Source organism: Fodinicola feengrottensis (genome assembly GCF_010993775.1).
Classification (GTDB): Bacteria; Actinomycetota; Actinomycetes; order Mycobacteriales; family HKI-0501; genus Fodinicola; species Fodinicola feengrottensis.
The window spans coordinates 1-23,472 of sequence record NZ_WOTO01000071.1 but is presented as its reverse complement, the minus strand read 5'-3'; the positions used below and the strand labels follow the sequence as shown (position 1 = coordinate 23,472).

Sequence of the window (23,472 nt, the reverse complement as noted above, 5' to 3'; positions counted from 1 at the left end):
CACAAGGTTGTACTGTCCGGGCCGACATGGCCAGTTCCCGGACTGCCCCCGGCCGCGTCGCCAGGGGCATGACCGCAGGTCAGCTCAGGTGGCGGAGGCGGATGGTGGGTTCTTCGGTGCGCTGCCAGCCGCCGCGCGGCTGCCAGTCCCGGCCGGTACGGCTGTCCGGAGTCCAGCCGAGCAGAGCGGCGATGCCAGTGCCGATGAAAATCGCGAGCAAGATGAGGATTCCCATGAGTAAAAGGATCCTCGCGGATCGGCCAACCCAACAGTGGCAGAATTGCCACCTTCCCTCGATATCCTGCCGTATGCTGGTGCCATGATTCGCTCCATCGCGGTGCCGGTGTTGCCAGGCGTGTCTCCGTTCGAGCTCGGCGTCCTCTGTGACGTGTTCGGGATCGACCGATCCGAGCAGGGCCTGCCCACGTACGACTTCCGGGTCTGCGGGATGCGGCCCGGCGAGCCACTGCCGACCAAGACCGGTTTTGACCTCGTACCGAAATACGGCTTCGACGCGATGGACGACGCCGACGTCATCGCGATGTCCGCGGGCACGGTTCGGCACGAGTATCCGGAGGAGCTGCTGGTGGCGATGCGCGCGGGAGGGAGCGTGGCGCGCGCTGGTCATCAGCATGTGTTCGGGGGCGTTCGCGCTCGGCGCGGCCGGGCTGCTGGACGGACGTGCGTGCACGACCCACTGGATGTATGCAGACGATCTGCAGCGCGCTTATCCGAAGACCCGCGTCGACCCCGACGTCCTCTATGTCTGCGACGGACCGGTCTGGACCAGCGCCGGTACGGCCGCCGGCATCGACCTGTGCCTGCACCTCGTACGGGAGCGGCAGGGCACCGCGGTGGCCCGCGCGATCGCCCGCCGGATGGTGATGCCGCCGCAGCGTTCCGGCGGGCAGAAGCAGTACATCGAGACGCCCATTCCGCTGCGCGGCAGCCCCCCCCTGGAGCCGCTGCTGACCTGGATGGTGGCACCCGACCAGCAGATGACCGTGCCGTTGCTCGCCGAGCGCGCGCACATGTCGGCGCGTACGTTCGCACGCCGCTTCCAGGCCGAGACCGGCACCACCCCGCACGACTGGATGACCGCGCAGCGGGTGTTGCTGGCCCGGCAGCTGCTGGAGGGCAGTGACCTGACGGTCGACGCCATCTCGGTACGAGCCGGTTTCGGCAACGCCGCCGCGCTGCGCCACCATTTCGGGATCAGAGTGGGGACGACCCCGCAGGCGTATCGGGAGACTTTCCGGGTTTCCCAGCGGTCGGCCTGATCCGTAGGGCTGGGATCAACAGCAGGAGCGGGATCAGCACCGCGCCGAAAAGCAGGATGGTCTGGGCGATCGCGTCACCGGTCTGGAAGTGTTCCAGGTGGGTGGCGTGGAAAATCGCGTGTGGCAACGCGAAAGCCAGATAGCCCAGCAGGCTCCCGATCATCAGTCTGCGCTCCAGATAAATGGCCGCCGCGCCGACGAAAAAATCGCCAACGACAGGTTGAGCGCGCCCACGTCCCGCATCAGATGTTCGTTGTACGGCGGGAGCATCGACACCCACGGATCGCTCGGCCACGGGAAGTCTTCGTAGAAGACCTTTGGCAGCAGCAGCTGCACTCCACCGACCAGCACCTGGGTGACGGTCAGGAACCAAAGGCCAATTCGCAACCATTTCATCGCTTGCCTCCCACGGGGGTGCTCAACGCCTGCTCGAAGGTGATCCGGCCGACCGCGTGGTCCTCGCTGAGGTGATATCCGTTCTTGAAGGCCCGGAAAGCCTTTCCAGGTAACCGGATCGGTAGCAGCAGCCGGCGTTTTCCTTTTGACCGCAGGTAGATGCGTACGAGCTCGGTCGCGTCGCGGACCTGTGGACCGCCCATGTCTGGCACTGCGCCCGCGGGCGGGCCGGCCGCCAGCTCGACCAGCCGGTCAGCCACCTCGGCGCTGTCGATTGGCTGCACTGGTACGCCGGCCGGCAGCGGCACGATCGGCGAGCGGGAAAGCGCGTCTCCGGCACGAAAGACCAGGTCGTGGAACTGGGTGGTCCGCAGGATCGTCCACGGCAACCCGGATCCGATCACCACCTGCTCGGCGGCGAGCTTGGCTTTGTAGTAGCCGAAGGGAATCCGGTCGATCCCCACGATGGAGATGTAGATCAGGTGCGGCCGGTCGGCCGCGATCGCCACCGGCACCAGCGCATCCTCGACGGACGTGTCGAAGTAGCTGCCGGCGCAGTGCACGATCGCCGATACACCGCTCACCGCGGCCGCCAGCCCGGCGCCGGTCTTGTAGTCAACGGTGGCCCATTCGTACGGCACAGTGTCGCCGGCCGGGCGCTCCCGCCGGCTGGCGATTCGTACCGGCCGGCCGGCCGCCGCGACCAGCTGGCTGACCACCTGCCGGCCGAGTGCGCCGGTGCCGCCGGTCACCAGAATCGGGTTGCTCACGTGTCCTCCCCAGAAGTGCTGTCCACATCACCTCGGACGGGACACCGCTGGCGGATGTGACGGCTTTCTAGGGTGATGTCACCGACGCGGTGGTTCCTCGGTCTCGGCGAGGTCGAGAGTGTCCAGGATGACGCGCGAAACGCGTGCAACTGCCCCGAGAAGAAGTCGACGGCCCGCTGATCGCCCCTGGTCCGGGCCAACGCGAGCCGACTCTTGATGTCCGTCTGCTGTTGTGCCAGCTGTCGGCGTAAGTCCTTGATCACCGGGTCACTCATTTATTGCCGTCCCCCCCAGACGCGTTGGTCAAAACGTTGCTGACCACGCTACTGGGAGTCGCACCAACCGCGCGGAAGTTATCCACAGGTGGCCACTTTGTCAGGCTTGGGGCCGGTGGGGTCGCTGATACGGGTCGTACGAGGCAGACCTGGATCTGGTGCTGCTGGGACTTTGACGAGGGCTTGGTCGACGGCATCGACTCCGGTTGGGGAGCGCCAGGGTGGGCAAACCGAGCCCTGTCGTTACCTTCGCTCAGACGCCGGCGGCGACGAGGGAATGGCGGGCGTGGTAGAGGTCGTGCTCCTCACCCAACAGCCGCTCGGCGACTCGGCGCAGCGCCGCCTGGAGTTCGTCCTTGTTGTCCGGATCCCAGTCGGACAGCTGGTCCGTGACCCAGCCGCGCCAGGCGGTGGCGATCTTCTCGAACTCGGTCTCGCCGAGGGCGGTGAGGTCGTAGCCGGTGGTCGAGGTCGCCAGCAAACCGGCGCCGATCGCGCGCTCGAAGGCCGGCTGGAGGACCTCGTCGGGTGCGTTGATGCCGGTGGTGACCTGGGCGAGCGAGGCGGTGCCGTGCCGTAGACGGGTGAGCGCGACGCGGGTGACGCACCAGGCGTCGGCGATGCCGAGGGTGGACTGGGAACGGGCCAGTACCTCGATGCTCATCCGCCGCGGTCCGGCCCGCAGGATGCCGGCGATGGCGCTTTCGACCCCGCTGTCCTTGCCGCGGTGATCCGGCATCGCGAAGCCGTCGCCCATGTCGGTGGCGGTCGCTCGTACGGTGTCCCGCAGCGGCACCTGCTTGAGGAACAGGGCGAGGACGAAGGCCACGATCGCGATCGGGATGGCGGACAGGAAAACCACCTGTAGCGACTGCGCGTACGCGTGCTCGAACGGTCTGGCGATCGCCGCTGGCAAACTGTGCAGCCCGGTCACGCTTTGCAGGACTTTCGGGTTCACGCCGGCCGGCAGCGGCGTGGTTTTGGCGGTGGTCATGAGGTTTTCGGTCAGTCGGTTGGAATAGACCGTGCCGAAGACGGCCACCCCGAAGGAGCTTCCCATCGTACGAAGGAAAGTCACTCCGGAAGTGGCCACGCCGAGGTCGGCGTAGGCGGCGGTGTTCTGGACGGCGATGGTCAGCACCTGCATGCAGCTGCCGACGCCGAGTCCCAATACGAGCATGTAGACGGCGGACAGCCAGTAGTTGGTGTTTTCGTCCATCAGAGACAACAAAAAGAGCCCGAGGGCCATCCCAATGGAGCCCACGATCGGGAAGATCTTGTACTTGCCGGTTTTGCTGACCACGTTTCCGCTCAGAATGGAAGCGAAAAGTAGGCCGGCCACCATCGGCAACAGCCGGATTCCGGACGCGGTGGCCGAAACACCGTTGACGTACTGCTGAAAGGTCGGCAGGAAGGTGATTCCGCCGAGCATCGCGAAGCCGACGATGAAGCTCATCGGCGCTGAGACGGCGAAAACCGGGTTGCGGAACAGTCGCATCGGCAGCACTGGCTCGGCCGCGCGCGCAGCTCGACGAAGACGAAGAGGCCGAGCGCGACCACCGATCCGATCGCCATCCAGATGATCGTCGGGGAGTTCCACGCGTACGTCGTGCCGCCCCAGCTGGTGACCAGCGTCAGGCCGGAGGCGGCCAGCGCGATCAGCAGGATGCCCAGGTAGTCGATCAGCGGCCGGGCGGCCGCCTTGATCGCCGGAATGGCCGGGACCGCTACCAACAACACGACGATGCCGACCGGGGGATTTGACGTAGAAGGCCCATCGCCAGGTCAGGTGGTCCACGAACAGGCCGCCCAGCAGCGGGCCGACGACCGTGACCACGCCGAAAACCGAACCCAGCAGGCCCTGGTAGCGGCCCCGGTCGCGGAGCGGGATCACGTCCGCGATCAGCGCGGTCGCGGTGACCAGCAGCCCGCCGGCGCCCAGGCCCTGAAAGGCCCGCGAGACGATCAGCCAGGTCATGCTGTTCGCGAAGCCGCAGAAGAACGAGCGAGCCGATCAGGAAGACGATGACGCTGATCAGGAACATCTGCTTACGGCCGAACATGTCGCCGAACTTGCCGACCAGTGCCGTCGAGATCGTCTCGGCCAGCAGATACGCGGTGACCACCCAGGACAGGTGGTTGCCGCCGCCGAGGTCCCCGACGATGGTGGGCAGTGCCGTCGACACGATGGTCTGATCCAGCGCGGAGAGCAGGATGCCCAGCAACACGGCCCCGAAAACGAGGTTGATGCGCCGCCGGGGGTCAAGGGCGCCGGCGCGGCGCTGGGGGCCGCCGAGGCGGGTGCTTCGGTAGTGGCCATGGCCCAACCTTCCGGGATGGATGGGTAAGCCGAGCGTATGCCCTCTCACCGTGAGCGCTGATCGTGCAGATTTGATCAGAGATGATCTCTTTGCGGCAACTTTTCGGCTGGCAACGCAGCTACCAGCAGCGTCTTATGGACCCTGCTCAACCACACCCGGCCCGCTTGACAGTCGCTGGGCGCTGAACGATCGTTCTTTTGAGCTCTGGGGAGGGTGCATTGCCTAACGAGACGGTCGAGCAGTTCGCGGCCCGGGCACGGTCCTGGCTGGCCGAGCAGGTCCAGGTCAGCGGCGGTTCGACAGCCGCGGGGCAGGATCCGGCCGGCGTCGACCTGGCGGAGCAGAAGCGGTTCCAGGCGGCGCTTTACGACGCGGGTTTCGTCGGCATCACCTGGCCGGTCGAGGTCGGCGGGCAGGGGTTGCCGGAGCAATACCAGCAGGCGTGGAACGACGTGGTGAAGGATTTCGACACCCCGACCGGCGCGTTCATCATCGGTATCGGGATGTGCGGCCCGACCGTTGCCGATCTTGGCTCGGACGAACTGAAACAGCGGTATCTGAAGCCGCTGTTGCGCGGCGAGGAAATCTGGTGCCAGCTCTTCTCCGAGCCGGGCGCCGGCTCCGATGTGGCCAGCCTGCAGACCAGGGCCGTGCTCGACGGCGGCGAATGGGTGGTGAACGGCCAGAAAGTCTGGACCTCGGTGGCCGCGTCCGCGAACTTCGGAGCCCTGCTGGCCAGAACCGACCCGACCAAGCCAAAACACGGCGGGATCACCATGTTCGTGGTGGACATGCATGATCCCGGTGTCACCGTACGCCCGTTGGTCGACATGAGCGGCGGCGCCCGTTTCAACGAGGTTTTTCTTCGATGACGTAAGGATTTCAGCGGATGCGGTGATCGGCGAGGTGGACGCGGGGTGGGCGGCCGCGGTGACGATGCTCGGCCATGAGCGGGTTTTCATCGGCGGCCGGGTGGGGCCGCGTTCCAGCCCGCTGGATTTCGACTCGCTGGCGCGGGTCGCGCGCGAGAGAGGACCGAGCCGACGATCCGGCCGTACGGGATGCGTTGGCCGAGGTTTACCTGCGCCAGCAGTCCCTTCGGCTGTTGAACGCGCTGATGCGCGAACAGGCCGACAGTGGGCACCCGCCGGGCGCCCGCGGCTCGATCAGCAAGCTGGTCGGTGCGCAGGCGGCCGCTTTCGCCGCCGATGTGGCCGCCGAGATCGCCGGTCCTTCCGCGATCGCCTGGGAGGGAGACGACACCGAGGCCACCGAGTTGGCCCGCTACGTGAATTCCGCGCCGGCCAGCGCGATCGCCGGTGGCACCAGCCAGATCCAGCGGAACATCATTGGCGAGCGAGTGCTGGGGCTGCCCAAGGAAACCCAGGTTGATCGGAATATTCCCTTCAACCAGCTCAAAATCGGCACGCAGGGGAGCGTCTGGACATGCGGCTGTCGTTGACCGGCGAGCAGGATGAGCTGCGCGCCACGGTTTCCCGCTTCTTCGCGGAAAACTCGCCAATGCGGCGGATCCGTGAGGTGATCGACGGTGACCTGGGCTTCGATCCGGCGCTGTGGAAGCGAATGACCGGCGAGTTGGGGCTCGCGGGTTTGGCGATCCCGGAGCAGTACGGTGGCGCCGGCTATGGCGTGGTCGAGCGGTCGGTCGTCCTCGAAGAAGCCGGCGCCACGCTCGTACCGTCACCGTTTTTCGCCTCGGCTGTGCTGGCCGCGGAGGTTTTGCTGGGTGTCGGGGACGAAGCGGCGTGCGGCCGGTTGCTGCCGGGTATCGCCGCTGGCGAACGGATCGCGACGGTGGCGATCAGCGAGTCGGACGGCGGTTGGGGCACACCCGTACAGACCTCGGCCATTGAGCGGGACGGCGGATGGGCGCTCACTGGCGGGAAAACTCTCGTCGTCGATGGGATGGCCGCCGACTTTTTCCTGGTGTACGCACAGACTTCGGACGGGCCCGGATTCTTCGAGGTCGACGCCAGTGCCGCTGGGCTCGAACGAGTGGCGCTGCGGACCTTCGACCCGACCCGGCGGATGGCGCGGTTGTCGTTTACCGACTGTCCGGCCGTCCGCATTGGCGCCGACGTCACCGAAAAGCTGGCCGCGATCGCCGATCGGGTGGTGACCGCGCTGGCCGCCGAGCAGCTCGGCGGGCTGCGGCAGGCGATGCGGATGGCCGTTGACTACGCGAAACTGCGGGTTCAGTTCGGTCGGGTGATTGGCTCGTACCAAGCGGTGAAACATCTCTGTGTGGACTGTTATGTCGACTGGGAGCTGGCGAACGCGGCCGTACGCCATGCCAGTTGGGTGGCCGACGAGAGCCCGGCTGAGCTGCCGGCGGCGGCCGCTTTCACCGCGTCGCTGGTTGGCCCGGCGTATTTCCGAGTCGCCGAGACCTCCATTGAAATTCACGGCGGCATTGGCTTCCTGGGAGCACGACCTGCATTTCTACTACAAGCGAGCGAAATCATCGCAACATCTGCTGGGCGGCACGGCCTCGCACCGATCCGCACTTGTCAGCGCGCTGGGCGTCTGACCTTTCTCTTCACCAGAACCAGAGTCACGCCGACCGCGGAAACCGCCATGCCCAGGAAAATGCTCGTCGTCACGGGCTGCCCGAGCAACGGGACCGCGAGCAGGGCCGTCACCGGCGGGACGAGATAGAGCAGGCTGGTCGCCGCTCCGCCCGAACTTCGGCGCAACAGGACGAACAACAGCATTAGCGCACCGATCGAGTTCACGATCGCCAGCCAGGCCAGCGATCCCAGAGCCGGCAGCGTCAACGGCAGGTGGAGTCCGCCGTACGCGGCCGCCAGGGGAAAGCAGGTGACCGTGGCGCCGAGCAGTTGGATCGTCGTCCCGGTCCGCAGGTCGACGGTCTGGCCGAACTTCTTCTGATAGAGCGTGCCGGCGGCGAAAGCGCGAGGACCGCGAGGCCGGTCGACACGTATCCGATGACGTTCCCGCTGTTGCTGAGTTTTCCAGCCAGCGAGATGCCGACTCCGAGCAGTCCGATGCCGAGACCTAGCCACTGCTGGCCAGCCAGTTTTTCGCCGAAGATGGGAACAGCGGCAGCGGCGACGACGAGCGGTGAGGCGCTGAGCACGAGCGAGGACAGTCCGGCCGGAACGCCGTTCCCCAGACCGACGTAAATGCCGCCGAGCTGCCCGGTCTGCAGCAACGCGCCGGTGAGCAGCAGGTGTGCGTACACCCGCGGATCCGTCGGCCACGGTGCCCGCGTCACCAGGGCGACCACCCCGATGACCACGAAGGCAGCAAGGAATCGCCACGCCGCGAGGGCCAGCGGTGGGCCGCTGTGCGCGCCGATCGTGCCGACCAGGTAGCCGCCGCTCCAGATGAGCACGAACAACACCGACAGGCCGACGGCCGCGAGCCACCCCTGGCTGCCGTTCCGTACCAATGGCGCGGACTCCACCTGAGTCACGATTCCTCCTGTAACAGCCTGGCCCGTTACAAGCACCGTAACACCTCAAGGCGTATCGTGGGGTTGTGGAGCTGGAGGGCGGGCACTGGCTGGAGTGCGAGAGCGGCGGCCTGTGGCTGGACCTGCTGATCACGGTCCGGCGGGCGTACGGGCCCACGCCGCACGACCGGCTCGGGACCGCCGAGCTACTCGGAAAGTGGTTCGCCCGCGAGGGTCTGTCGCCCGTCGCCGATCCGACCGAAGCGGACCTGAGATGGGCCCGCGACCTGCGAGAAGCCCTGCGTAGCCTGGCCCTGGCCACCTTCCACTCACAGTCCTGGCCGGCCGCCGACCTCGCCCTGCTCAACCGGGCACTCGCCGACGATCACCCGCTCGTCCTGGAAGGCGCGGCGGTACGAGCGCCCGCCACCGCCCGAGAAGCGCTGGCCCGGATAGCCCGGCAGGCCGCCGAGCACCTCGGCGGCCCGATGGCCGCTGACCTGGGCCAATGCGGCGATCCCGACTGCGGAATGCTTTTCCTGGACCCCACTGGCCGGCGGAAGTGGTGCCTCGCCCAAGCCTGCGGCGTCCGGCACCGCGTGCGCGCGCCTACCGCGAACGCCACGTCTCGCCGTGAGGTCTGGGCTGTCGGTCGACTAGCTCCAGGGTGTTCCGTCGGCCAGGTCCAGCTTCAGCGTCGAGTTCACCTGCGAGATGACGGCCGGGTTGGTGATGATGAGGCCGAGCTCGCGGTTGGAATTCAACGAGGTGGGGGTGAAATTCTCCGAGCCGAGGAACACCTTGGCTTTGCTGGTGTTCACGTCCGCGACGATTGCCTTGGCGTGGATGTAAAGGCTGTCGCTGGCGGCGTAGCTGACCACGGTCGCGCCGGCGCTGGCGAGCTTGTCGTAGTTGGAAGCGTACGAAGAGCTGTATTCGGCGACGATGTTTACCGTCACGCCGCGGCTTCTGGCACTGACCAAGGCGTCGACGATTTGGCTGGAACCCATTTCCAGCGAATAGAGGGTGAGACTGGTGGTGGCGCCGTTGATCAGCGTGAGGAGTCGGGACTGCGAGTCCGTCGGGCTCCACACCAGGTCGTCGCCGTCGGTGGGGGTGACCGCTTTTTTTTTGTAGTCGGCGGCGAAAACTTTTTTTCGTACGCGCTGGCGTCGGCGGTGTCGTTCTCGATCAGATCGAAGTTGCGGTCGGCGGAGTAGTAGGCGGGCGTCCAGTTTTCCGTCATGATCGCCGCGGTCGTACCGTCCACCACCATCGATTTTTCGTGTGTGTAGTAATATTTCGAATTCGAGTAGACGACACCGACGCCGTGGCCGCCAAGATAGCTGTAGGCGCTGGCGTTGGTCGAGCTTTGCCGGCCGTCCAGGATCACCCGCACGGTGACCCCGCGCGCCGCGGCGGCGGCCAGGTCCTGCTCGGCGGTGGTGTCGGTCAGCTCGTCACATGGTGAGGTCGATGCTGGTCTTCGCGCTGGTGATCAGGGTGAAGAGCGCGGTGTGGCCGCCGGCGGGCTGGGTCACCAGCGTGTACGTGGTCGCGGCGGTGGCGGGGCTCGCGACCAGGGCACTGGCGAGCACGGCGGTGACCGCCAGGCCGGTGCGGAATCCACGGCGTGGGGCGAAAAATGGCATGACGAACTCCCGAGACGGGACAGCGGCGGGCAGGGCGCGGTCAGCACATCACGCGTGCGTTTCGGTGAAAGGTCTTGCGTACTAACGGACGAAGACACCAAAACATACAACCGGAACAATTGGCAAGGTTGTATTTTCCTGCCATAAAGTGGAAATTTTAACCATTACGGCGGAATTCATGACCGAGCGTCCGTGCATTACCGGCAAATCCGGCACTTTCCCCAGCGATTCACCGTTTCCAGCCCGGAGGTGAGCAAAGGAAGGGCCAATCAGGCGTTAGCCTGCTCGCGCAGCACGAACTTCTGGACTTTGCCGGAGGCGTTGCGGGGGAGCGCCTCGACGACGACGACCTCTTTCGGCCGCTTGTACGACGCGAGTCGCTCACGCAGGTGTTCGAGCACGTTTTCCAACGTGGGTGGGGAAGCCGGGTCGGCGGCCACCACGAAGGCGACTGGCACCTGACCCCAGTGCGAGTCGGCGCGACCGACCACCGAAACGTCGGCGACGCCTGGGTGGCTGTCGATCGCGGCCTCTACCTCGGCGCAGTATATATTCTCTCCGCCGGAGATGATCATGTCCTTTTTTTCGGTCCACCACCCAGATGAAGCCGTCTTCGTCCATTCGTACGAGATCGCCGGAATGGAACCAGCCGCCGGCGAACGCTTCCGCGGTCGCCTCCGGCTTGTTCCAGTATTCGCGCATGGTGGTTGGCCCGCGATACACGATTTCGCCGACGTCGCCGGGCGCCACGTCTTTCATGAACTCATCGACGATCCGGACCTCGATGCCCGGCAGCGGCGTACCAACCGAGCCCATTTTCGTGACCGCGTCCTCGCGCGCAAAACGCAGGTGGTTGGGCTCATTTCGGTCTGACCGAAGGCGCAATACGCCGGCGCTTGGGGAAACACCTCGGCCATCGCGGCCAGTACGGACGGTGCCGCCACCGCTGCGCCCCACGAGATCTTGTCGAGCGTCAGGTCTCGGTCTTTGATCCCCGGTACGGCACAGATCATCGCCCACTGGCTGGGCACGAAAAAGCAGCTGGTGACCCGCTCGGTTTCGAAGAGGTCGACGATCTGGGCCGGAACGAAGGTCGGTGACGAATAGAGCACCACCCGGCTGCCGGTGATCATCGAGCTCAACGACAGCGAAAGGCCGGCGATGTGGAACATCGGCACCGCCAGCAGGCTGGTGGCTGGCTCGCGGGCCACCCCGCCGGTGGCCAGGCCCTGGATGAGATGCGCCATCAGCAGGTTGAAATGCGTCAGCACCGCGCCTTTGGGTCGGCCGGTGGTGCCGGACGTGTAGATGATGAACGCCGCTTCGGACTCCGACGTCGATGTCCAGCGGGTCGGTGGAACCGGTGACCACGGTTTGTTCGTACGCCAGTGCATCCGGCCCGAAGTCGGCTTCCCCGCCGTCGGTCACCAGCACGACCTTCAGGCTGTCCACTGTGGACGACGCGGCCGCCGCGGTGCTGGCGAGGCCGCCGTCGACCACCAGTGCGCAGGCCCCTGAGTCGGCCAGGATGTACGAGATTTCCCCAGCTACCAAGCGGAAGTTGACCGGAACGGCGATCGCGCCGAGCCTCAGCGGAGCCAGCAGGGTCTCCGGGAATTCCAGTCTGTTGCGCATCAGGATCGCTACCCGGTCGCCGCGGCCAACGCCTTGCTCGGCCAACGCCGAGGCCAGTTGGGTGACTCGCTCGTCGAGTGCGCCGAAGGTCAGGTCCCGGCCGGCGAAGCTGAACGCCACCCGATCCCCGTACAGTCGCGCGGCCCTGGACAGTTGGGCGGCGAAGGACATCCGGCGGCCGGCGTTCACCGCGCTGAGGTCGGGAGACGTCATCTGCAGCACTCCTGGAAGCCCGGTGTTTGCGCTGCTCAGCGCCACTCCAGCCAGGAACGGCACAGACAACCGATCGATCGATCATTTGTCATCAGCGATCGCGTGTCAAGGCTGGCGTTTATACGGTATTCAATGAAAGCGCGAAGGCCCGGGTTCGCCGCGTGGGCAATCCCGGGCCTTCTGTCATCACAAAAATGTGATGCGCGTCACACTAGTAGTTCTTAGAGAACGTTAACGCCAGTGGCCTGCGGGCCCTTGGCGCCCTGGCCGATCTCGAAGCTGACCCGCTGGTTCTCCTCCAGGCTGCGGAAACCGCTGGCCTGAATCTCCGAGAAGTGCACAAACACGTCCGAGCCGCCGCCGTCCGGCGTGATGAACCCGAAGCCCTTGTCAGCGTTGAACCACTTGACAGTGCCTTCAGCCATTTCCTTGCTTTCCTTCCCAGGAGCTGACGGCCACCGCGGTTTGCGGCGGCCGGGTCTATCAGTCGTCAGACGGGGACTTTTCCGACCGCAACCTGGGGGAAAAACCAACGCCCGCAACATCGTATTGCGTGCGTGAACAACACGAACACAAAACCTCGCGACCGTCCAAGAGTGAACCACAGTCCAGCGTCCAGCGCTAGCGTCGGGGCCCCACCGGATTGCCCCATTACGGCCCCTGGTTCGGCCGTACGATCGCGCCGATGGCGGTGAATTCTCACGATGCCTCGCCAGCACCTTGGCGAGTAGGTAAGGCTTACCTAGCCGTGAGAGGAGCGCGTATGTCTGAGGTGACCGCCGTCCGAGGCCTGACCTCCCGCTCCGGGCGGGCCATGCGGTTGTACCGCGTCAGGGTCGCCGGCCGAGCCGCCCTCAGCCCGCACCTGGTGACGATCAGCCTGGCCGGTGACGACCTGCGGCACTTCGTCAGCGAGGGGCCGGACCAGAGAGTAAAGGTGCTGCTGCCGCAGCCCGGACAGGCAGAGCCAGCGGTGGACGACGACATGACCCCGCGAGGCATCCTCGGCCTGCCGGAGGACGTACGGCCGGTGATGCGGACTTACACCGTACGCCGGCACCGGCCGGCTGAGCGGCAGGTCGACATCGACTTCGTGCTGCACGAGGACGGCGGGCCGGCATCGCGGTGGGGGCGGCCACCGCGGCGATGGGGGACGCGCTGGCGCTCTGGGGACCGGTCAGCGCCTACCAGCCGGCGCCGGGGTGCCGCTGGCAGCTGCTGGTGGGCGATGAGACCGCGCTGCCGGCGATCGGGGCGATCGTCGAGGCGTTGCCGGCGGGCGTACGAGCGGAGGTCATTGTCGAGGTCTCCGACGCGGCTGACGAGCAGCGGTGGGCGACGGCCGGGGACGTGCGGGTGACCTGGCTGCATCGAGACGGCTCCGAAGACGCGGTGCTCGCGGCGGTGTCCAGTGTGGACATTCCGGCCGACGCCCCCCGGTGCTACGCCTGGATCGCCGGCGAGCAGTCGATGGCCCGGGCCGTACGGGCGCACCTGGTCCAGGACCGGCGGTTCGACCGGGAGGACGTCTACTTCTCCGGCTACTGGCGCCGGGGCAAGAGCGAGAACGAGGATTGAGCGCCACCGGGCCGCCGCGGTTAGTGCCCACTGTGGACGCTATGCCGTGACAGTGAACGTGTTGCTCTCTACGTTCGCATTCGCGTCATGGGCGGTGAAGCTGACTTTTTCGCCGGGCCAGGCACCGTAGAGATAGGTGCCATAGCTTTCGACATAAATCGGCGGGACGGCCGTTTTCGGGTCGACGCGGGCGCTGAGGTTCCCCGTCGCATCCGCTGTGCATTGCACCAAAGGACTGCTGTATCGCAGATCGTAAAGACTGTTGCCAGGGATCCAGCCGGCAATCGCCACGAAGACGTAGACGGTGCCGCTCGGTTTGAATCCGGTGCCCTTCAGTGTCAGGGTGTTCACGTCGTACCCCGTGAGCACCGGCGGCGGCGGGGGCGGTGGCGTGGGTTTTGGCCCGGTGTCGAACAGGGCCTGTTGGGACGTGACACCGTCGCCGCTGGAGTTTTTTTTTTTCCCTTTTACGGTCCACCAGTAGGTGGTCTTTTCCAGGAGGTCCGTGTCCGGACTGTACGAGGTGCTGGTAACCTCCTTGCTGAAAGCGGCTGCCCCACCGTTCACCGCAGCCGTGATGATGAAGCTGCTAGCTCGCCGCGAGTCGCCGGCGTACGGGTCATGCCAACGAAAACTGGGACGCAGTGGCTGGTTGCCGATATTGACCGGTGTGTCCAGCACCGGAATACCAGGCTTCCCGCGGATGATCTTGACGGCTGCTCCGAACTCGGTCTGCATTCCGCAGACGGCTTGCCTGGCCTTGACCAGACCGTCCAAGGGAAGCCGTACGTTGACTGGTACGCCCAGCAACCAGTTGGCGTCCTCGTCCATCCCCACCGCGGATCCGATGAACTGCCATGGGGCATTCGCGCTTTCCTGGAGAAATACCTCAACAACAAGCGCACCGGACACGACGTTGATGACTGTGACCACGGTGCTTTCGGCCGTCGGCGTCGGCGGGATCTGCGGCGGCCCAGGACTGTCCGGTCCGAGTACTGTGAGCGCGGCGGAGTCCAGTTTCTGGGTGGAACAAGCCCATTCTCGGACCACCACCTGGTCGCCCTGTCGAAGGTAGGGCGTGACGGGAATGAACTGCTGGGCGGGCTCTCGCGCCACGATGACTTCGGAAATGGGCGCGAACGACGTCCCGTGCTGGGCCCAGGCCTGCACCAGCGAGTTCTGGGTGGAAATCGGCGATCCAGATACCACGGCCGCAGGCATGCAGTTTGGGATGGATCGTCGCGGCCTTGGTGACATCCTGGTGGCTGTCCACCCCCAGCGGTGGCTCCGACAATTTCCCGATGACACCGCAGATCTCCTGACGGACCTGGACATTCGCGCCGGCCGGCAGTGGGTCGACCTGGAAGTCGTACGAACCAGCGGCCGGCGGCATGCCGCGAAGACCGTCGAATCGATTTGCAGGCTGATGGTCGCCCCGGGGGCGTAATTGGCGACCCGTACCTTGTTGGAGCCCGCACACAACGGGCCGATGATCGACGGTGGGTCGACCTTGTCCGGCGCCACCACCCGCACCGACGGGTTGGTCGGGCTCGTTTTGTTGCAAGGTTGGGGAAACACTTGAGTAGCGGCGATGGTGTCGCCCTCGACCAGCGGTTGCACACCCATCCACAATGCCGAGCGGTCGAATCCGGCGGTCTGGGTGACGCCGGATTTGTGGGTGAGGGTCACTTGGGCGCCGTCGAGCACATCTGTCACCAGGACGGCCGTTTGGCAGCTCACCAGCGGTGCTTGGACGGTGGGCGCGGACAGCGTCGCTGGCAGCTGATCAGGCATGATCGGGACCGTGGGACCCGGACCGATCGGGGTGATCTGCCGCAGACTCACCGGCGAGCCAGCCGAAATCGGGGCGGCCAGCGTCAGCCGAGCCTCGCCCTCGTACGCGGTTCCTTGCGCTTGTACGACACCACTGAACGAAACTTCGATGGTGGCGCCGGGAATCGCGCCAGTGATCCAGACGTACCGTCCACATTGGAAAAGGTGGGTCAGCGCGCCCAGATAGCCAATCTCGTCGAGGCTCACCGGTGCCGGCTGTACTCCCATCGCCATGTCGGTGGGCGTCATCGAGCTCTTGTCCGCGCCCACTTCCTGGTACGCGACCAGTAAATCGTCGGATCGTAGCGGCGAGAGAGTGGTCAGCCGCTCGTCCCCGCCGAACTTCGCGATTTGCTGGGCGACCACCCGTGGCTTCGCGCCAATGGACTCCACGGTGACATGGGCGCCCTTCAGCGCGCCCTGCACCCGTACTGTGGTGCACAGTTCTGACACCGGCCCCACCAGCGTCGGAATCACCAGTGTCGGCGGCGGATCGGCGAAGGCCATCCTGGGCACTCCGACGGTCGCGGCGACCGCGACCGCACCAGCCCATCCCAGCGCGCGGCCCGCCGGCTCACCGCGCCGGACCGGGAACGTTCTTCATCTTCTCGCTGCTGTGCCATAGATCCTCCCGCGTCACTGACCGAAAACGTCGGTCTCGGCGGACAGCTTCCGGGATGGCTCTGGATGTTCTCTGGATCCTCTGTAAGGCGTTAGCCAGGACTGGGCCGATTTCGGTCAGCGCTGCGGCCGACAGGAGGTCGTCGTGGCGGGCATGTACGTCGTGGCTCTCGATGCTGCCGCCGATGTAGGGCGTCCACTTCGCTGGCACCAGTGTGTCCGAGATCCGGTCCACCATCGACCGGAAGAACAACAGGTCTCCGTCGAATTTCTCGAAGGTCGCACTTTGCTGCAGAACGGCCGCGTTGATGAAGTTGTCGACAACCGCGGAGAGCGTGAAAGTCTTCCAGCTTGGCGAGAATCCCGTCCTGCTCGCGGATGATCCGGGTGACCCGCTCGTGCCGCGGCGGCTCGTCGTCGAGCGCGCTGAGGTCATAGCCAGCCATGTAGAGCAGCGAGCGGAGCGCCTTTTGTTCGTAGTCCACCGAGAATGACTCCCATAGATATTTCGGGTAGGCGTCCAAAATGGACAACAAGGTGACCGGCTCGCCCAGGTTTCGCAGCCGGACGGCCATTTGCTGGACGAGCACCCCGCCAAACGACAGCCCGATCAGTCGGCACGGGCCGTGCGGCTGGATCGTCCGGATGTGGTCGAGGTATTCGCCGGTCATCTCGGCGAGGCTGCCGGCGAGGTCGCGGCGGCGGTCGAACCCGCGGGCCTGCAGGGCATACAGCGGAATGTCGGCGCTGAGGTATTTGCGCAGGCCGGCATACTGCCAACTCAGCCCGGTGGCGCCATGGACGCAGAAAAGCGGTAGCTGGGATCCTTCCGTACGAATCGGTAGGAGGACGCCCAACGCGGCGGTCTCGGTGGCCGTACGCTCCGATTCCAGCAGGCCAGCCATCTCCCGGACGGTCGGGTGCGTGAACAGATCCATCACCGGGATGATGTCCCCCGACATCCGTCGGCGCAGGATGGCCTGCACTTTGGCTAGCAGCAAGGAATGTCCGCCGAGATCGAAGAAATGATCCGTGGCGCCGATCCGGTCCACTCCAAAGACCTCCTCCCAGACCTGCGCGACCAGCTTTTTTCCGCGTCGGTGGCTGGCGGCACGTACGAGCCGTCGGGTCGGGTTGGCGCCGAACGTGCCAGCAGCGCCTTGCGATCGACTTTTCCCGAGGACAGCAAGGGGAAAGTCGGCAACAACACATATTCGGCCGGGACCATGCGGTCGGGGAGGTGGGTGGTCGACCACTGCCGGAGTTGTTCAGTGCTCACGTCCCGCGTGTCACTTTCGGCCACCGTGTACGCATAGAGCCGGGACTTCTTCGCGAGAACAACGGCCTGGCGGATGGCCGGGTGTTGAGCCAGCACCGCCTCGATCTCTTCCAGTTCCACCCGCATGCCGCGGATTTTGACCTGGTTGTCGGCCCGGCCGAGGAACTCGATCGCGCCGTCGACCCGGTAGCGGACGATGTCGCCGCTCGCATAGAGGCGGGCACCTGGCTCGCGGGCGAACGGGTCGGCGACGAACTTAGGTGACCCTAACTCGTACCGCATTCTGTTGTCGAGCAGGTCCCTAATTCGCCATCGGCGGGGCTCGTATGTGCTGGTGAGACGTGTGATAGGGATGAGACATGCGGATTGCCCCGAGCGTTGACGACCTGACCGAGCTGACCGCGGCCTGGACGGGTGAGAGGTCCGCCGACGGCCGGCCGCGGGTGTGCGACGCGACCTTGCAGAAGCTGGCCGGTGCCACCACCGAGCAGGCCTGGGATGTGCTGCGACTGCACGGATATCACCGCCAGTTCGCTGGCGGTTGGCGCCAGACGCACCCGGGCGCCATCCTGGTCGGCCGTGCGGTGACGGCCCAGTTTCTGCCGCACCGCCCCGATTATGACGCCGCCGTGGTGGCCGCCGGCGCGCGCGAGGGTCGGCTGGCCGGCGACGACCGGCAGAATTCGTGGATTATCGAGACACTGCAAACCGGTGACGTGATGGTGTGCGACATTTTCGGCAAGGTTCGCAACGGTACGGTGATCGGCGACAACCTCGGTTCGGCGATCGCGTCCCGGACCGGCGTGGGCGCGGTCATCGATGGCGGGATCCGGGACATGACCGGACTGTCCTCATTGGACGGAGTGAACTTCTTCTTTCGGGACAACGATCCGACCGCGATCGCGGACGTGACACTGGCCGGCATCAACGTGCCGGTCCGGCTCGGCGAGGCCACCGTGCTGCCCGGCGACGTGATTCTTGGTACGCCCAGCGGCATCATGACGATCCCAGCGCAGTTGGCCGACACGGTCGCCGAGGCCGCCGATGACATTCGGGTGCGGGACGTTTTCGGCAAACTCCGGCTGGCCGACCGGACGTACACCAGCGCCCAGATCGATGTGGCCGACTGGGAGCCGGCGATTGAGGCCGACTTCCAGACTTGGCTGGCCGCCATGCATAAGAGGTATCGCCACAAGGGGAGACGATGAGGGCTGATCGCGCAAGCCTTTGAGCAGGGGGAAGACGACGCGAGGCGCGGGACTTCGTACGATATGGATCACCGAAGAACTGTGCCTTGGTCTGTGGGAGGACGCGTGGAATTGACGCCTACCGGAGCGGTGTCCGATCGTTCCCCAGCAGGTGCTCGACGACACCCGGTCACCACCGCGCCAGCTCGGAACGAGGGCCACGGCATGGCGCCGGTCGCGCGAGCACTGCTGGATCTGCAGCGTACAGCGGGCAACAAGGCGGTCACCACGCTCGCGACACGCCGAGTTCCGGTGCAGCGCGCCAACGCGGTCGTGTCGAAAAGCGGGATGGTCGGGGACATCCCCGGGCCGCAGGTGAACGACGCCGCCGATGTGCGGTTGGCGATCGAGCGGCTCATGCATCTCAACAGCATCACCATGCCTGGCTACGACGCGATTGCCGAGGTGTTGCGCCAGCACGACGCGCGGAGGTCGCCGCGCTGCCCAAAGCCGAGCAGGCCGCGGCCAGGAAGAAGCCGGTCGATGTCGCGTCGCTGGCGCCGCTGGTCGCCGCGCTCGTACGCAACGCAGAGGGCAGCATCAACCCAGGCGTGGCGCAGTGGCAGCTCGGCGTCCAGATCGGCGCACCGGTCGGCCCCGGGCTGGACAATGTCCCGTCCGATGTCGAGATGCTGGCTCGCGCGCTGCAGTTCGAGGGACTCGCGACCAATGTGACGGCCGATGCCGCGTCCCATCTGCCCGCCGTTCTGGAGGGCCTGGCCGATCTCAAGAACAGGATCTTGACGGGCGTACGCCCCGAAGGCCCCCGATTGCCCGGCGGATTGGCCGCGGCGGGTTCCGGCGACTACAGCAAAGTCACGGCGAGCCTGGATGGCGCCGACCGGGTGCCAGAGGAAACCGTGCTGGACTGGGCGAATTTGTTGTCCAAGACGGCAAGGGTGGCGCCGGCCGAGACACCTGGCAGCACCCATCACGAAGGCGCAGATCTGCCAACAAATCGCTGCCAACCGAGCGAATATTCCGAATCGCCCCGGGGTTGGCCTGGCTTTCTCGAAGCCCGTCGCGCCCTACCACCAGGGCATTTCGTACACCCGGAGCAAAGAGCTGCTTCGAGCGGGCGCGGAGCCTCGACCGGCGTCATTAACGGAGGGCTCCGACAGTCGTACGGCCGCGAACAACGCCGCGTGGGACGAGTTGCTGACCGAGGGGAGCGCGGGTTCGGGCAACTCGTACGACTCGCAGCTCATGACGGTGGGGCGGGGTTTCGGTGTCCAGGGCGGGCAAGGCGCGGCTGTGCTGAATGCCTTCTTCTCGGCTGATGCCTCCGCGAAAAGTGCGCTGCTCCACGTCGGATTCACTGTCGAAGGCACCACCGCGGTGGTGGTCGACACCGAACACCAGGTCGTGCTGCGGGGCGACGCTGCCCTGAAATACATCACGCTGAACAAGGCGATTTACAGCCAATTGGCCAACACCGCCGAGTCACCTGCGCACATTGACAAGATGAGCGACGCCCAGTTCGGCGTGATGCGCGACAACGCCGCGAAGATCCCGCAGGAGGTCTTCGACGGGGGGCACTTATGTGGAACCGGCTCAGAAGCCGAGCAAGGCGGTGCCCAAGCCGGGGCCACCGCGCAGTGTCACGATCACAGCTCCATGGAATGTGGACGTCATGCGTTTCGCTGTCCACCTCAAGCACGCGGCTGGTGGGATCACCTGGAACAGGATGATCACCGAGGGCACCGGTTCGGACGGACGCGGAGACATCAACAAGCTGGCCGGGTTGATTCTGCCGCATCTGCCGCCACACTCGGCCTACGGCGCCGGACAGCTGTGGGGTGGCGAGGAAAATCGCGCATGCTCGAATGGGGCGAGCACCTGGTGGGCAAACAGCTCAGCAAGATCGCCAAGCTGCCGGACGCGGCGACCGTGCCCGCCGGCACCCGCTATTTCGCGGTCACCGGTGGATTCAAGGTGTGGTCCGCCGGGGTTTCGCTCGCCTCCGAATAGCCCGTTCACGCTGGCGGCATCGGCCCGACGTAAATGCCGGAGGGGCGAAAGCGCAGTGGTTCCTCCGCGTATTCCTCCATGGCGTGCGCGGTCCACCCGATCAGCCGCGACAGCGCGAAAATAGCCTCGCCGGCGTCCGCGGACATGTCGAAGGCGTGCATGACCGCGGCAAGCGCGAGATCCACATTCGCGAAGGTCTCCGGTTGAGCGGTCCGGATTTCGTTGACCGCGCTGGAAACCGCGACGGCGGACGGGTGTCGGAGGCCGGCCAGCATATCCAGCAGCATTTCCGCGCGCGGATCGCGGTGCGCATAAACGCGGTGACCGAAACCCGGAAGTGGACCGCCGAGCCGTAGGCGGTCCGAAAGCGCGGTCATCGGGTCGGTCAGCGCGTCGGCCAGGAACTTGTACGCGAGCGTGCTCGCCGTCCCATGGAGCTGCCCGTCAAACGCGCCCAACCCGGCGGACAGCGCCGCGTAGAGGTTCGCCCGGCCGCTCGCGGCCACCCGGACGGCCAGCGTCGACACCGCGAGGTCGTGGTCGGCGAGCAGGATGAGCGCGGCCCGCAGGATCGCCACGCACGCGGGATGCGCGGGGTGCCGCGTGAGCCGCGACCAGACCGCGGCCGCGAAGTCGTGCGCCGGCCGCGGCTCAGCGGGCGGGCAGTGCGGCCACGACCGACCCGAGCAGCGAGCGGGCGGTGCGTACGGACGCGGTCGCGGACAGGTCGAAACGCAGCGGGTCGAGCGCGCCGAGAGTCGCCACGATCAGCCGGATCCGGTCGACGGACCGGGCGTCAGCCGGTAACCCCGCAGTCGCTCGTACGGCCGCGGCCACCTGCTCCGGGACCACTGGAAACGGTTCCGCAGCAGCGAAATCCGCCGTCCAGAGCCACGACGCGACGGCTTCCACCGGGTGCTCCCGGGCCAGCTCGGTCACCTGGAGGCCACGGTAGTAGAGCGTGTCGCGGTCAAGCAGCGTCAGGCTCGTACGGATGCGCTCGACCACGCCGACCGCGCGTGCGTCGTCGCGACCGTGCTCGGCCAGCCGTTCGACTTCATCAGCGGCGAACCGGCTGCCGCGCTGCCCGCTGGTCCGCAGGCTGGTCAGCAGGCCGCGGCTGACGTACGCATACACCGTTTCGGCCTTCACTCCGAGCCGGCGGGCCACCTGCTCAGTGCTGAGGTAACCGTCCATCTCGCCTCCGAACATTGATTAAATCAATATTGACAATACTTGATGGACGTATCGAGAGTAGAGGGCGACCCCACAAGGAGAATCCATGTCAGTGGCAACAGACCCGATCCAGGTCCCGCGCGGACTGAAGAACGTGGTGGTGACCGACACCGAGCTCGGCGATGTCCAGGGCAGTGCCGGTTTCTACCACTACCGGCAGTATTCGGCGATCGAGCTCGCCGAGAAACGCACCCTCGAAGAAGTCTGGTATCTGTTCGCGTACGGGCGGCTCCCGACCGCCGAACAGCTGGCCGCCTTCCGGGCCGAGGTGGCGCCACTGCGCCCACTGCCGGCCGAAGTGCGCCCGGTGTTGCGCTCGATCGCGCTCGCCGGCGCCACCTTCCACCCGCTGGCCGGCCTGCGTACGGCGTTGTCGCTGATCGGCGCGGCCCGCGGGCTGCGGCCGGTGTACGACCAGAATCCAGCCCAGCGACGCGTGGACGCGCTGCTCATAAGTGCCGTCACGCCGACCGTACTGGCGGCGCTGCACCGGATCCGCGAGGGCCTGGAACCGGTCGAGCCGCGAGCTGACCTGTCCGCGGCGGCGAACTGGCTCTACATGGTGACCGGGGCGGTGCCCGAAGCCGCCAAGGTGGCGGCCATCGAGTCGTATCTGGTGTCGACCGTGGACCACGGCTTCAACGCGTCCACTTTCACCGCGCGCGTGGTGGCCTCGACCGGCGCGGACGTGGCCTCGGCGGTGGCGGCCGCGATCGGCGCCTTCTCCGGGCCACTGCACGGCGGCGCGCCGGACCGCGCGTTGGAAGCGTTGGACGCGATCGGTACGCCGGACCGGATCGACGAGTGGGTACGGGCCGAGATGCTGGCCGGCCGCCGGATCATGGGCTTCGGGCACGCGGTCTACCGCACCGAGGACCCGCGGGCGCGGATGCTGCTGCGGGAGATCGGCCAGCGCCTCGGCGGCGATCTGGTCGACTTCGCGGTGGCTGTCGAACGCCGCGTGCTGGCGCTGCTGAAGGAGCTCAAGCCGGGCCGCGAACTGCCGGTCAACGTGGAGTTCTACGCCGGCGTGGTGATGGAGCTAAGTGGCCTGCCTCGGTCAATGTTCACGCCCACTTTCGCGAGCAGCCGGGTGATTGGTTGGTGCGCGAACATCCTGGAACAGGCCGCTGACAGCAAAATCATCCGACCCATCGCACGGTACGTGGGACCACCGGCACCGCAGCCCCTCTGAGCGCGTGCCGCCTCATCGGCTAGGGTGCATTTTTGGCCCTGCGGGTGACCTCACCTGCCCGTCCGCGCGTCTGGATATATGTGATTGCACTGCTGCTCGTCGTCGTAGTGGCCGTCGAGGCGGCTTTTGTCGCGCGCCTGCACAAATGGTGCGGAGCGAAGGCGGTGGTCCGGGTTGCCGTGCTCGGCACCGCCCTGATCTTCACCTTCGTCGCGCTGTTCTCGGTGCCACACCTGCTCACCCGGACGGCCATGGTGGTGGCCTGGGCGGTCGCCGCGCTCGCGCTCGGCGGCTACCTGGCCTACCGGCTGCGTGACCGGTTCGGGGAGGCCCGCGACCTGCCGCGTAAGTGCTGGCAGGCGATCCGGCGTACGGCCGCGGGCTTCACCCTGGTCGAGTGGGTCGCGCGGATTCCTGGTGGGGATGCTGCTGGGGCCCAGGTTCGGCTCGGCGACTACGCGCTGCCGACCACCTCGACTCGCAGGGTAATCACCTGACCACGGGTGGAGCACTGGCGAGTGGACGCGTCGG

General features: G+C 66.3%; 23 protein-coding genes and 8 pseudogenes. 12 read left to right on the top strand and 19 right to left on the bottom strand.

Translation table 11 applies throughout. The annotated features are described in order from the left end of the window. Positions 1–79 precede the first annotated feature (79 nt). Complete coding sequence (locus GNX96_RS42105) at positions 80–235, bottom strand: hypothetical protein (RefSeq protein ID WP_163573160.1); 156 nt, start codon at positions 233–235, stop codon at positions 80–82. 84 nt (positions 236–319) lie between these two features. On the opposite strand from GNX96_RS42105, the pseudogene GNX96_RS42100 reads away from it, so the two are divergent. Next, positions 320–1,280 (top strand): annotated as a pseudogene (locus tag GNX96_RS42100) (GlxA family transcriptional regulator). Here GNX96_RS42100 and GNX96_RS42095 read toward each other — a convergent pair. The 4 genes and pseudogenes from GNX96_RS42095 to GNX96_RS42075 all read right to left on the bottom strand — a co-directional run bounded on the left by GNX96_RS42095 (position 1,216) and on the right by GNX96_RS42075 (position 4,970). After that, complete coding sequence (locus GNX96_RS42095) at positions 1,216–1,443, bottom strand: hypothetical protein (RefSeq protein ID WP_163573159.1); 228 nt, start codon at positions 1,441–1,443, stop codon at positions 1,216–1,218. The pseudogene GNX96_RS42100 and the gene GNX96_RS42095 overlap by 65 nt on opposite strands. Next, positions 1,443–1,676: a hypothetical protein gene (locus GNX96_RS42090; RefSeq protein WP_163573158.1), complete on the bottom strand. Its 234-nt coding sequence runs from the start codon at positions 1,674–1,676 to the stop codon at positions 1,443–1,445. The genes GNX96_RS42095 and GNX96_RS42090 overlap by 1 nt, the downstream gene beginning before the upstream one ends. Further along, positions 1,673–2,446 (bottom strand): SDR family oxidoreductase, encoded by a 774-nt coding sequence (locus tag GNX96_RS42085; RefSeq protein WP_163573157.1) that lies wholly within the window; start codon positions 2,444–2,446, stop codon positions 1,673–1,675. The genes GNX96_RS42090 and GNX96_RS42085 overlap by 4 nt, the downstream gene beginning before the upstream one ends. A gap of 528 nt (positions 2,447–2,974) precedes the next feature. After that, positions 2,975–4,970 (bottom strand): annotated as a pseudogene (locus tag GNX96_RS42075) (MDR family MFS transporter). Between the two features lie 290 nt (positions 4,971–5,260). Here GNX96_RS42075 and GNX96_RS59370 point away from each other — a divergent pair. From GNX96_RS59370 to GNX96_RS42065, 3 genes and pseudogenes are all read left to right on the top strand, one after another. Further along, positions 5,261–5,914 (top strand): acyl-CoA dehydrogenase family protein, encoded by a 654-nt coding sequence (locus tag GNX96_RS59370; protein ID WP_279582941.1) that lies wholly within the window; start codon positions 5,261–5,263, stop codon positions 5,912–5,914. A 74-nt stretch (positions 5,915–5,988) separates the two neighbouring features. Next, entirely contained in the window at positions 5,989–6,504 is a 516-nt protein-coding gene (locus tag GNX96_RS59365; protein WP_279582940.1) for an acyl-CoA dehydrogenase family protein, read from the top strand. After that, positions 6,489–7,475 (top strand): annotated as a pseudogene (locus tag GNX96_RS42065) (acyl-CoA dehydrogenase family protein); the annotation flags it as partial. The gene GNX96_RS59365 and the pseudogene GNX96_RS42065, both read left to right, overlap by 16 nt. Positions 7,476–7,573: 98 nt before the next feature. Here the strand turns inward: GNX96_RS42065 and GNX96_RS66360 are convergent. Further along, positions 7,574–7,927, bottom strand: coding sequence for an EamA family transporter (locus GNX96_RS66360; protein WP_390624293.1), 354 nt, complete (start codon positions 7,925–7,927; stop codon positions 7,574–7,576). Continuing rightward, positions 7,837–8,502: a DMT family transporter gene (locus tag GNX96_RS42055; protein ID WP_163573154.1), complete on the bottom strand. Its 666-nt coding sequence runs from the start codon at positions 8,500–8,502 to the stop codon at positions 7,837–7,839. The genes GNX96_RS66360 and GNX96_RS42055 overlap by 91 nt, the downstream gene beginning before the upstream one ends. A gap of 65 nt (positions 8,503–8,567) precedes the next feature. Here GNX96_RS42055 and GNX96_RS66355 point away from each other — a divergent pair. Beyond that, positions 8,568–9,038: pseudogene (locus GNX96_RS66355) on the top strand (CGNR zinc finger domain-containing protein); the annotation flags it as partial. A 99-nt stretch (positions 9,039–9,137) separates the two neighbouring features. Here GNX96_RS66355 and GNX96_RS42040 read toward each other — a convergent pair. From GNX96_RS42040 to GNX96_RS42020, 7 genes and pseudogenes are all read right to left on the bottom strand, one after another. Further along, the gene (locus tag GNX96_RS42040; RefSeq protein WP_163573153.1) at positions 9,138–9,575 is read right to left on the bottom strand and encodes a phospholipase D-like domain-containing protein; all 438 of its coding nucleotides are present in this window, start codon (positions 9,573–9,575) and stop codon (positions 9,138–9,140) included. After that, complete coding sequence (locus tag GNX96_RS42035) at positions 9,533–9,937, bottom strand: phospholipase D-like domain-containing protein (protein WP_390624292.1); 405 nt, start codon at positions 9,935–9,937, stop codon at positions 9,533–9,535. Before GNX96_RS42035 ends, GNX96_RS42040 begins: the two co-directional genes overlap by 43 nt. Before the next feature lie 4 nt (positions 9,938–9,941). Beyond that, a complete protein-coding gene (locus GNX96_RS42030; RefSeq protein WP_163573151.1) occupies positions 9,942–10,133 on the bottom strand; it encodes a hypothetical protein in 192 nt (63 codons plus the stop codon). 269 nt (positions 10,134–10,402) lie between these two features. Continuing rightward, positions 10,403–10,708: an AMP-binding enzyme gene (locus tag GNX96_RS59355; RefSeq protein WP_279582937.1), complete on the bottom strand. Its 306-nt coding sequence runs from the start codon at positions 10,706–10,708 to the stop codon at positions 10,403–10,405. Between the two features lie 172 nt (positions 10,709–10,880). After that, a pseudogene (locus GNX96_RS59350) lies at positions 10,881–11,527 on the bottom strand (AMP-binding protein); the annotation flags it as partial. A gap of 64 nt (positions 11,528–11,591) precedes the next feature. Continuing rightward, positions 11,592–11,939: pseudogene (locus GNX96_RS59345) on the bottom strand (AMP-binding protein); the annotation flags it as partial. Between the two features lie 263 nt (positions 11,940–12,202). Beyond that, entirely contained in the window at positions 12,203–12,406 is a 204-nt protein-coding gene (locus GNX96_RS42020) for a cold-shock protein (RefSeq protein WP_163573150.1), read from the bottom strand. Between the two features lie 260 nt (positions 12,407–12,666). Between GNX96_RS42020 and GNX96_RS66350 the strand changes: the two are divergent. After that, positions 12,667–13,056: pseudogene (locus GNX96_RS66350) on the top strand (siderophore-interacting protein); the annotation flags it as partial. 50 nt (positions 13,057–13,106) lie between these two features. Beyond that, positions 13,107–13,559 (top strand): siderophore-interacting protein, encoded by a 453-nt coding sequence (locus GNX96_RS42010; protein ID WP_279582935.1) that lies wholly within the window; start codon positions 13,107–13,109, stop codon positions 13,557–13,559. 39 nt (positions 13,560–13,598) lie between these two features. Here GNX96_RS42010 and GNX96_RS42005 read toward each other — a convergent pair whose 3' ends face one another. The 3 genes from GNX96_RS42005 to GNX96_RS41995 all read right to left on the bottom strand — a co-directional run bounded on the left by GNX96_RS42005 (position 13,599) and on the right by GNX96_RS41995 (position 17,574). Next, the gene (locus GNX96_RS42005; protein WP_279582934.1) at positions 13,599–15,899 is read right to left on the bottom strand and encodes a hypothetical protein; all 2,301 of its coding nucleotides are present in this window, start codon (positions 15,897–15,899) and stop codon (positions 13,599–13,601) included. A gap of 206 nt (positions 15,900–16,105) precedes the next feature. Then, positions 16,106–17,065, bottom strand: a complete 960-nt coding sequence (locus tag GNX96_RS42000; RefSeq protein WP_163573146.1) for an alpha/beta fold hydrolase — start codon at positions 17,063–17,065, stop codon at positions 16,106–16,108. Then, a complete protein-coding gene (locus GNX96_RS41995) occupies positions 17,005–17,574 on the bottom strand; it encodes an amino acid adenylation domain-containing protein (RefSeq protein WP_163573145.1) in 570 nt (189 codons plus the stop codon). The genes GNX96_RS42000 and GNX96_RS41995 overlap by 61 nt, the downstream gene beginning before the upstream one ends. Before the next feature lie 77 nt (positions 17,575–17,651). On the opposite strand from GNX96_RS41995, the gene GNX96_RS41990 reads away from it, so the two are divergent. The 3 genes from GNX96_RS41990 to GNX96_RS41980 all read left to right on the top strand — a co-directional run bounded on the left by GNX96_RS41990 (position 17,652) and on the right by GNX96_RS41980 (position 20,510). Beyond that, entirely contained in the window at positions 17,652–18,500 is an 849-nt protein-coding gene (locus tag GNX96_RS41990) for an RraA family protein (RefSeq protein WP_163573144.1), read from the top strand. 129 nt (positions 18,501–18,629) lie between these two features. Next, complete coding sequence (locus GNX96_RS59335) at positions 18,630–19,214, top strand: hypothetical protein (protein ID WP_279582933.1); 585 nt, start codon at positions 18,630–18,632, stop codon at positions 19,212–19,214. Between the two features lie 480 nt (positions 19,215–19,694). Continuing rightward, positions 19,695–20,510, top strand: a complete 816-nt coding sequence (locus GNX96_RS41980) for a hypothetical protein (protein WP_163573142.1) — start codon at positions 19,695–19,697, stop codon at positions 20,508–20,510. Between the two features lie 5 nt (positions 20,511–20,515). Here the strand turns inward: GNX96_RS41980 and GNX96_RS59330 are convergent. Together GNX96_RS59330 and GNX96_RS59325 are read right to left on the bottom strand one after the other, a co-directional pair. Then, positions 20,516–21,112, bottom strand: a pseudogene (locus GNX96_RS59330) (citrate/2-methylcitrate synthase); the annotation flags it as partial. 49 nt (positions 21,113–21,161) lie between these two features. Then, positions 21,162–21,707, bottom strand: coding sequence for a citrate synthase (locus GNX96_RS59325; RefSeq protein ID WP_279582932.1), 546 nt, complete (start codon positions 21,705–21,707; stop codon positions 21,162–21,164). 85 nt (positions 21,708–21,792) lie between these two features. Here GNX96_RS59325 and GNX96_RS41970 point away from each other — a divergent pair, with 85 nt between their 5' ends. Together GNX96_RS41970 and GNX96_RS41965 are read left to right on the top strand one after the other, a co-directional pair. Beyond that, on the top strand, positions 21,793–22,941 hold the full coding sequence (locus GNX96_RS41970; protein ID WP_163573141.1) for a citrate/2-methylcitrate synthase: 1,149 nt from the start codon (positions 21,793–21,795) through the stop codon (positions 22,939–22,941). Between the two features lie 32 nt (positions 22,942–22,973). Beyond that, positions 22,974–23,438 carry a hypothetical protein gene (locus GNX96_RS41965; protein ID WP_279582931.1) on the top strand — a complete coding sequence of 155 codons (465 nt, stop codon included), beginning with the start codon at positions 22,974–22,976 and terminating at the stop codon, positions 23,436–23,438. Positions 23,439–23,472: the final 34 nt, after the last annotated feature.

Coding starts and splice junctions, on each gene's coding strand:
- GNX96_RS42105 (WP_163573160.1), bottom strand. CDS start 235: ATGGGAATCCTCATCTTGCTCGCGATTTTCATCGGCACTGGCATCGCC.
- GNX96_RS42095 (WP_163573159.1), bottom strand. CDS start 1,443: ATGATCGGGAGCCTGCTGGGCTATCTGGCTTTCGCGTTGCCACACGCG.
- GNX96_RS42090 (WP_163573158.1), bottom strand. CDS start 1,676: ATGAAATGGTTGCGAATTGGCCTTTGGTTCCTGACCGTCACCCAGGTG.
- GNX96_RS59365 (WP_279582940.1), top strand. CDS start 5,989: ATGAGCGGGTTTTCATCGGCGGCCGGGTGGGGCCGCGTTCCAGCCCGC.
- GNX96_RS42030 (WP_163573151.1), bottom strand. CDS start 10,133: ATGCCATTTTTCGCCCCACGCCGTGGATTCCGCACCGGCCTGGCGGTC.
- GNX96_RS59355 (WP_279582937.1), bottom strand. CDS start 10,708: ATGATCATCTCCGGCGGAGAGAATATATACTGCGCCGAGGTAGAGGCC.
- GNX96_RS42020 (WP_163573150.1), bottom strand. CDS start 12,406: ATGGCTGAAGGCACTGTCAAGTGGTTCAACGCTGACAAGGGCTTCGGG.
- GNX96_RS42005 (WP_279582934.1), bottom strand. CDS start 15,899: ATGGCCTTCGCCGATCCGCCGCCGACACTGGTGATTCCGACGCTGGTG.
- GNX96_RS41995 (WP_163573145.1), bottom strand. CDS start 17,574: ATGCGGTACGAGTTAGGGTCACCTAAGTTCGTCGCCGACCCGTTCGCC.
- GNX96_RS41990 (WP_163573144.1), top strand. CDS start 17,652: ATGCGGATTGCCCCGAGCGTTGACGACCTGACCGAGCTGACCGCGGCC.
- GNX96_RS59325 (WP_279582932.1), bottom strand. CDS start 21,707: ATGGACGGTTACCTCAGCACTGAGCAGGTGGCCCGCCGGCTCGGAGTG.
- GNX96_RS41970 (WP_163573141.1), top strand. CDS start 21,793: ATGTCAGTGGCAACAGACCCGATCCAGGTCCCGCGCGGACTGAAGAAC.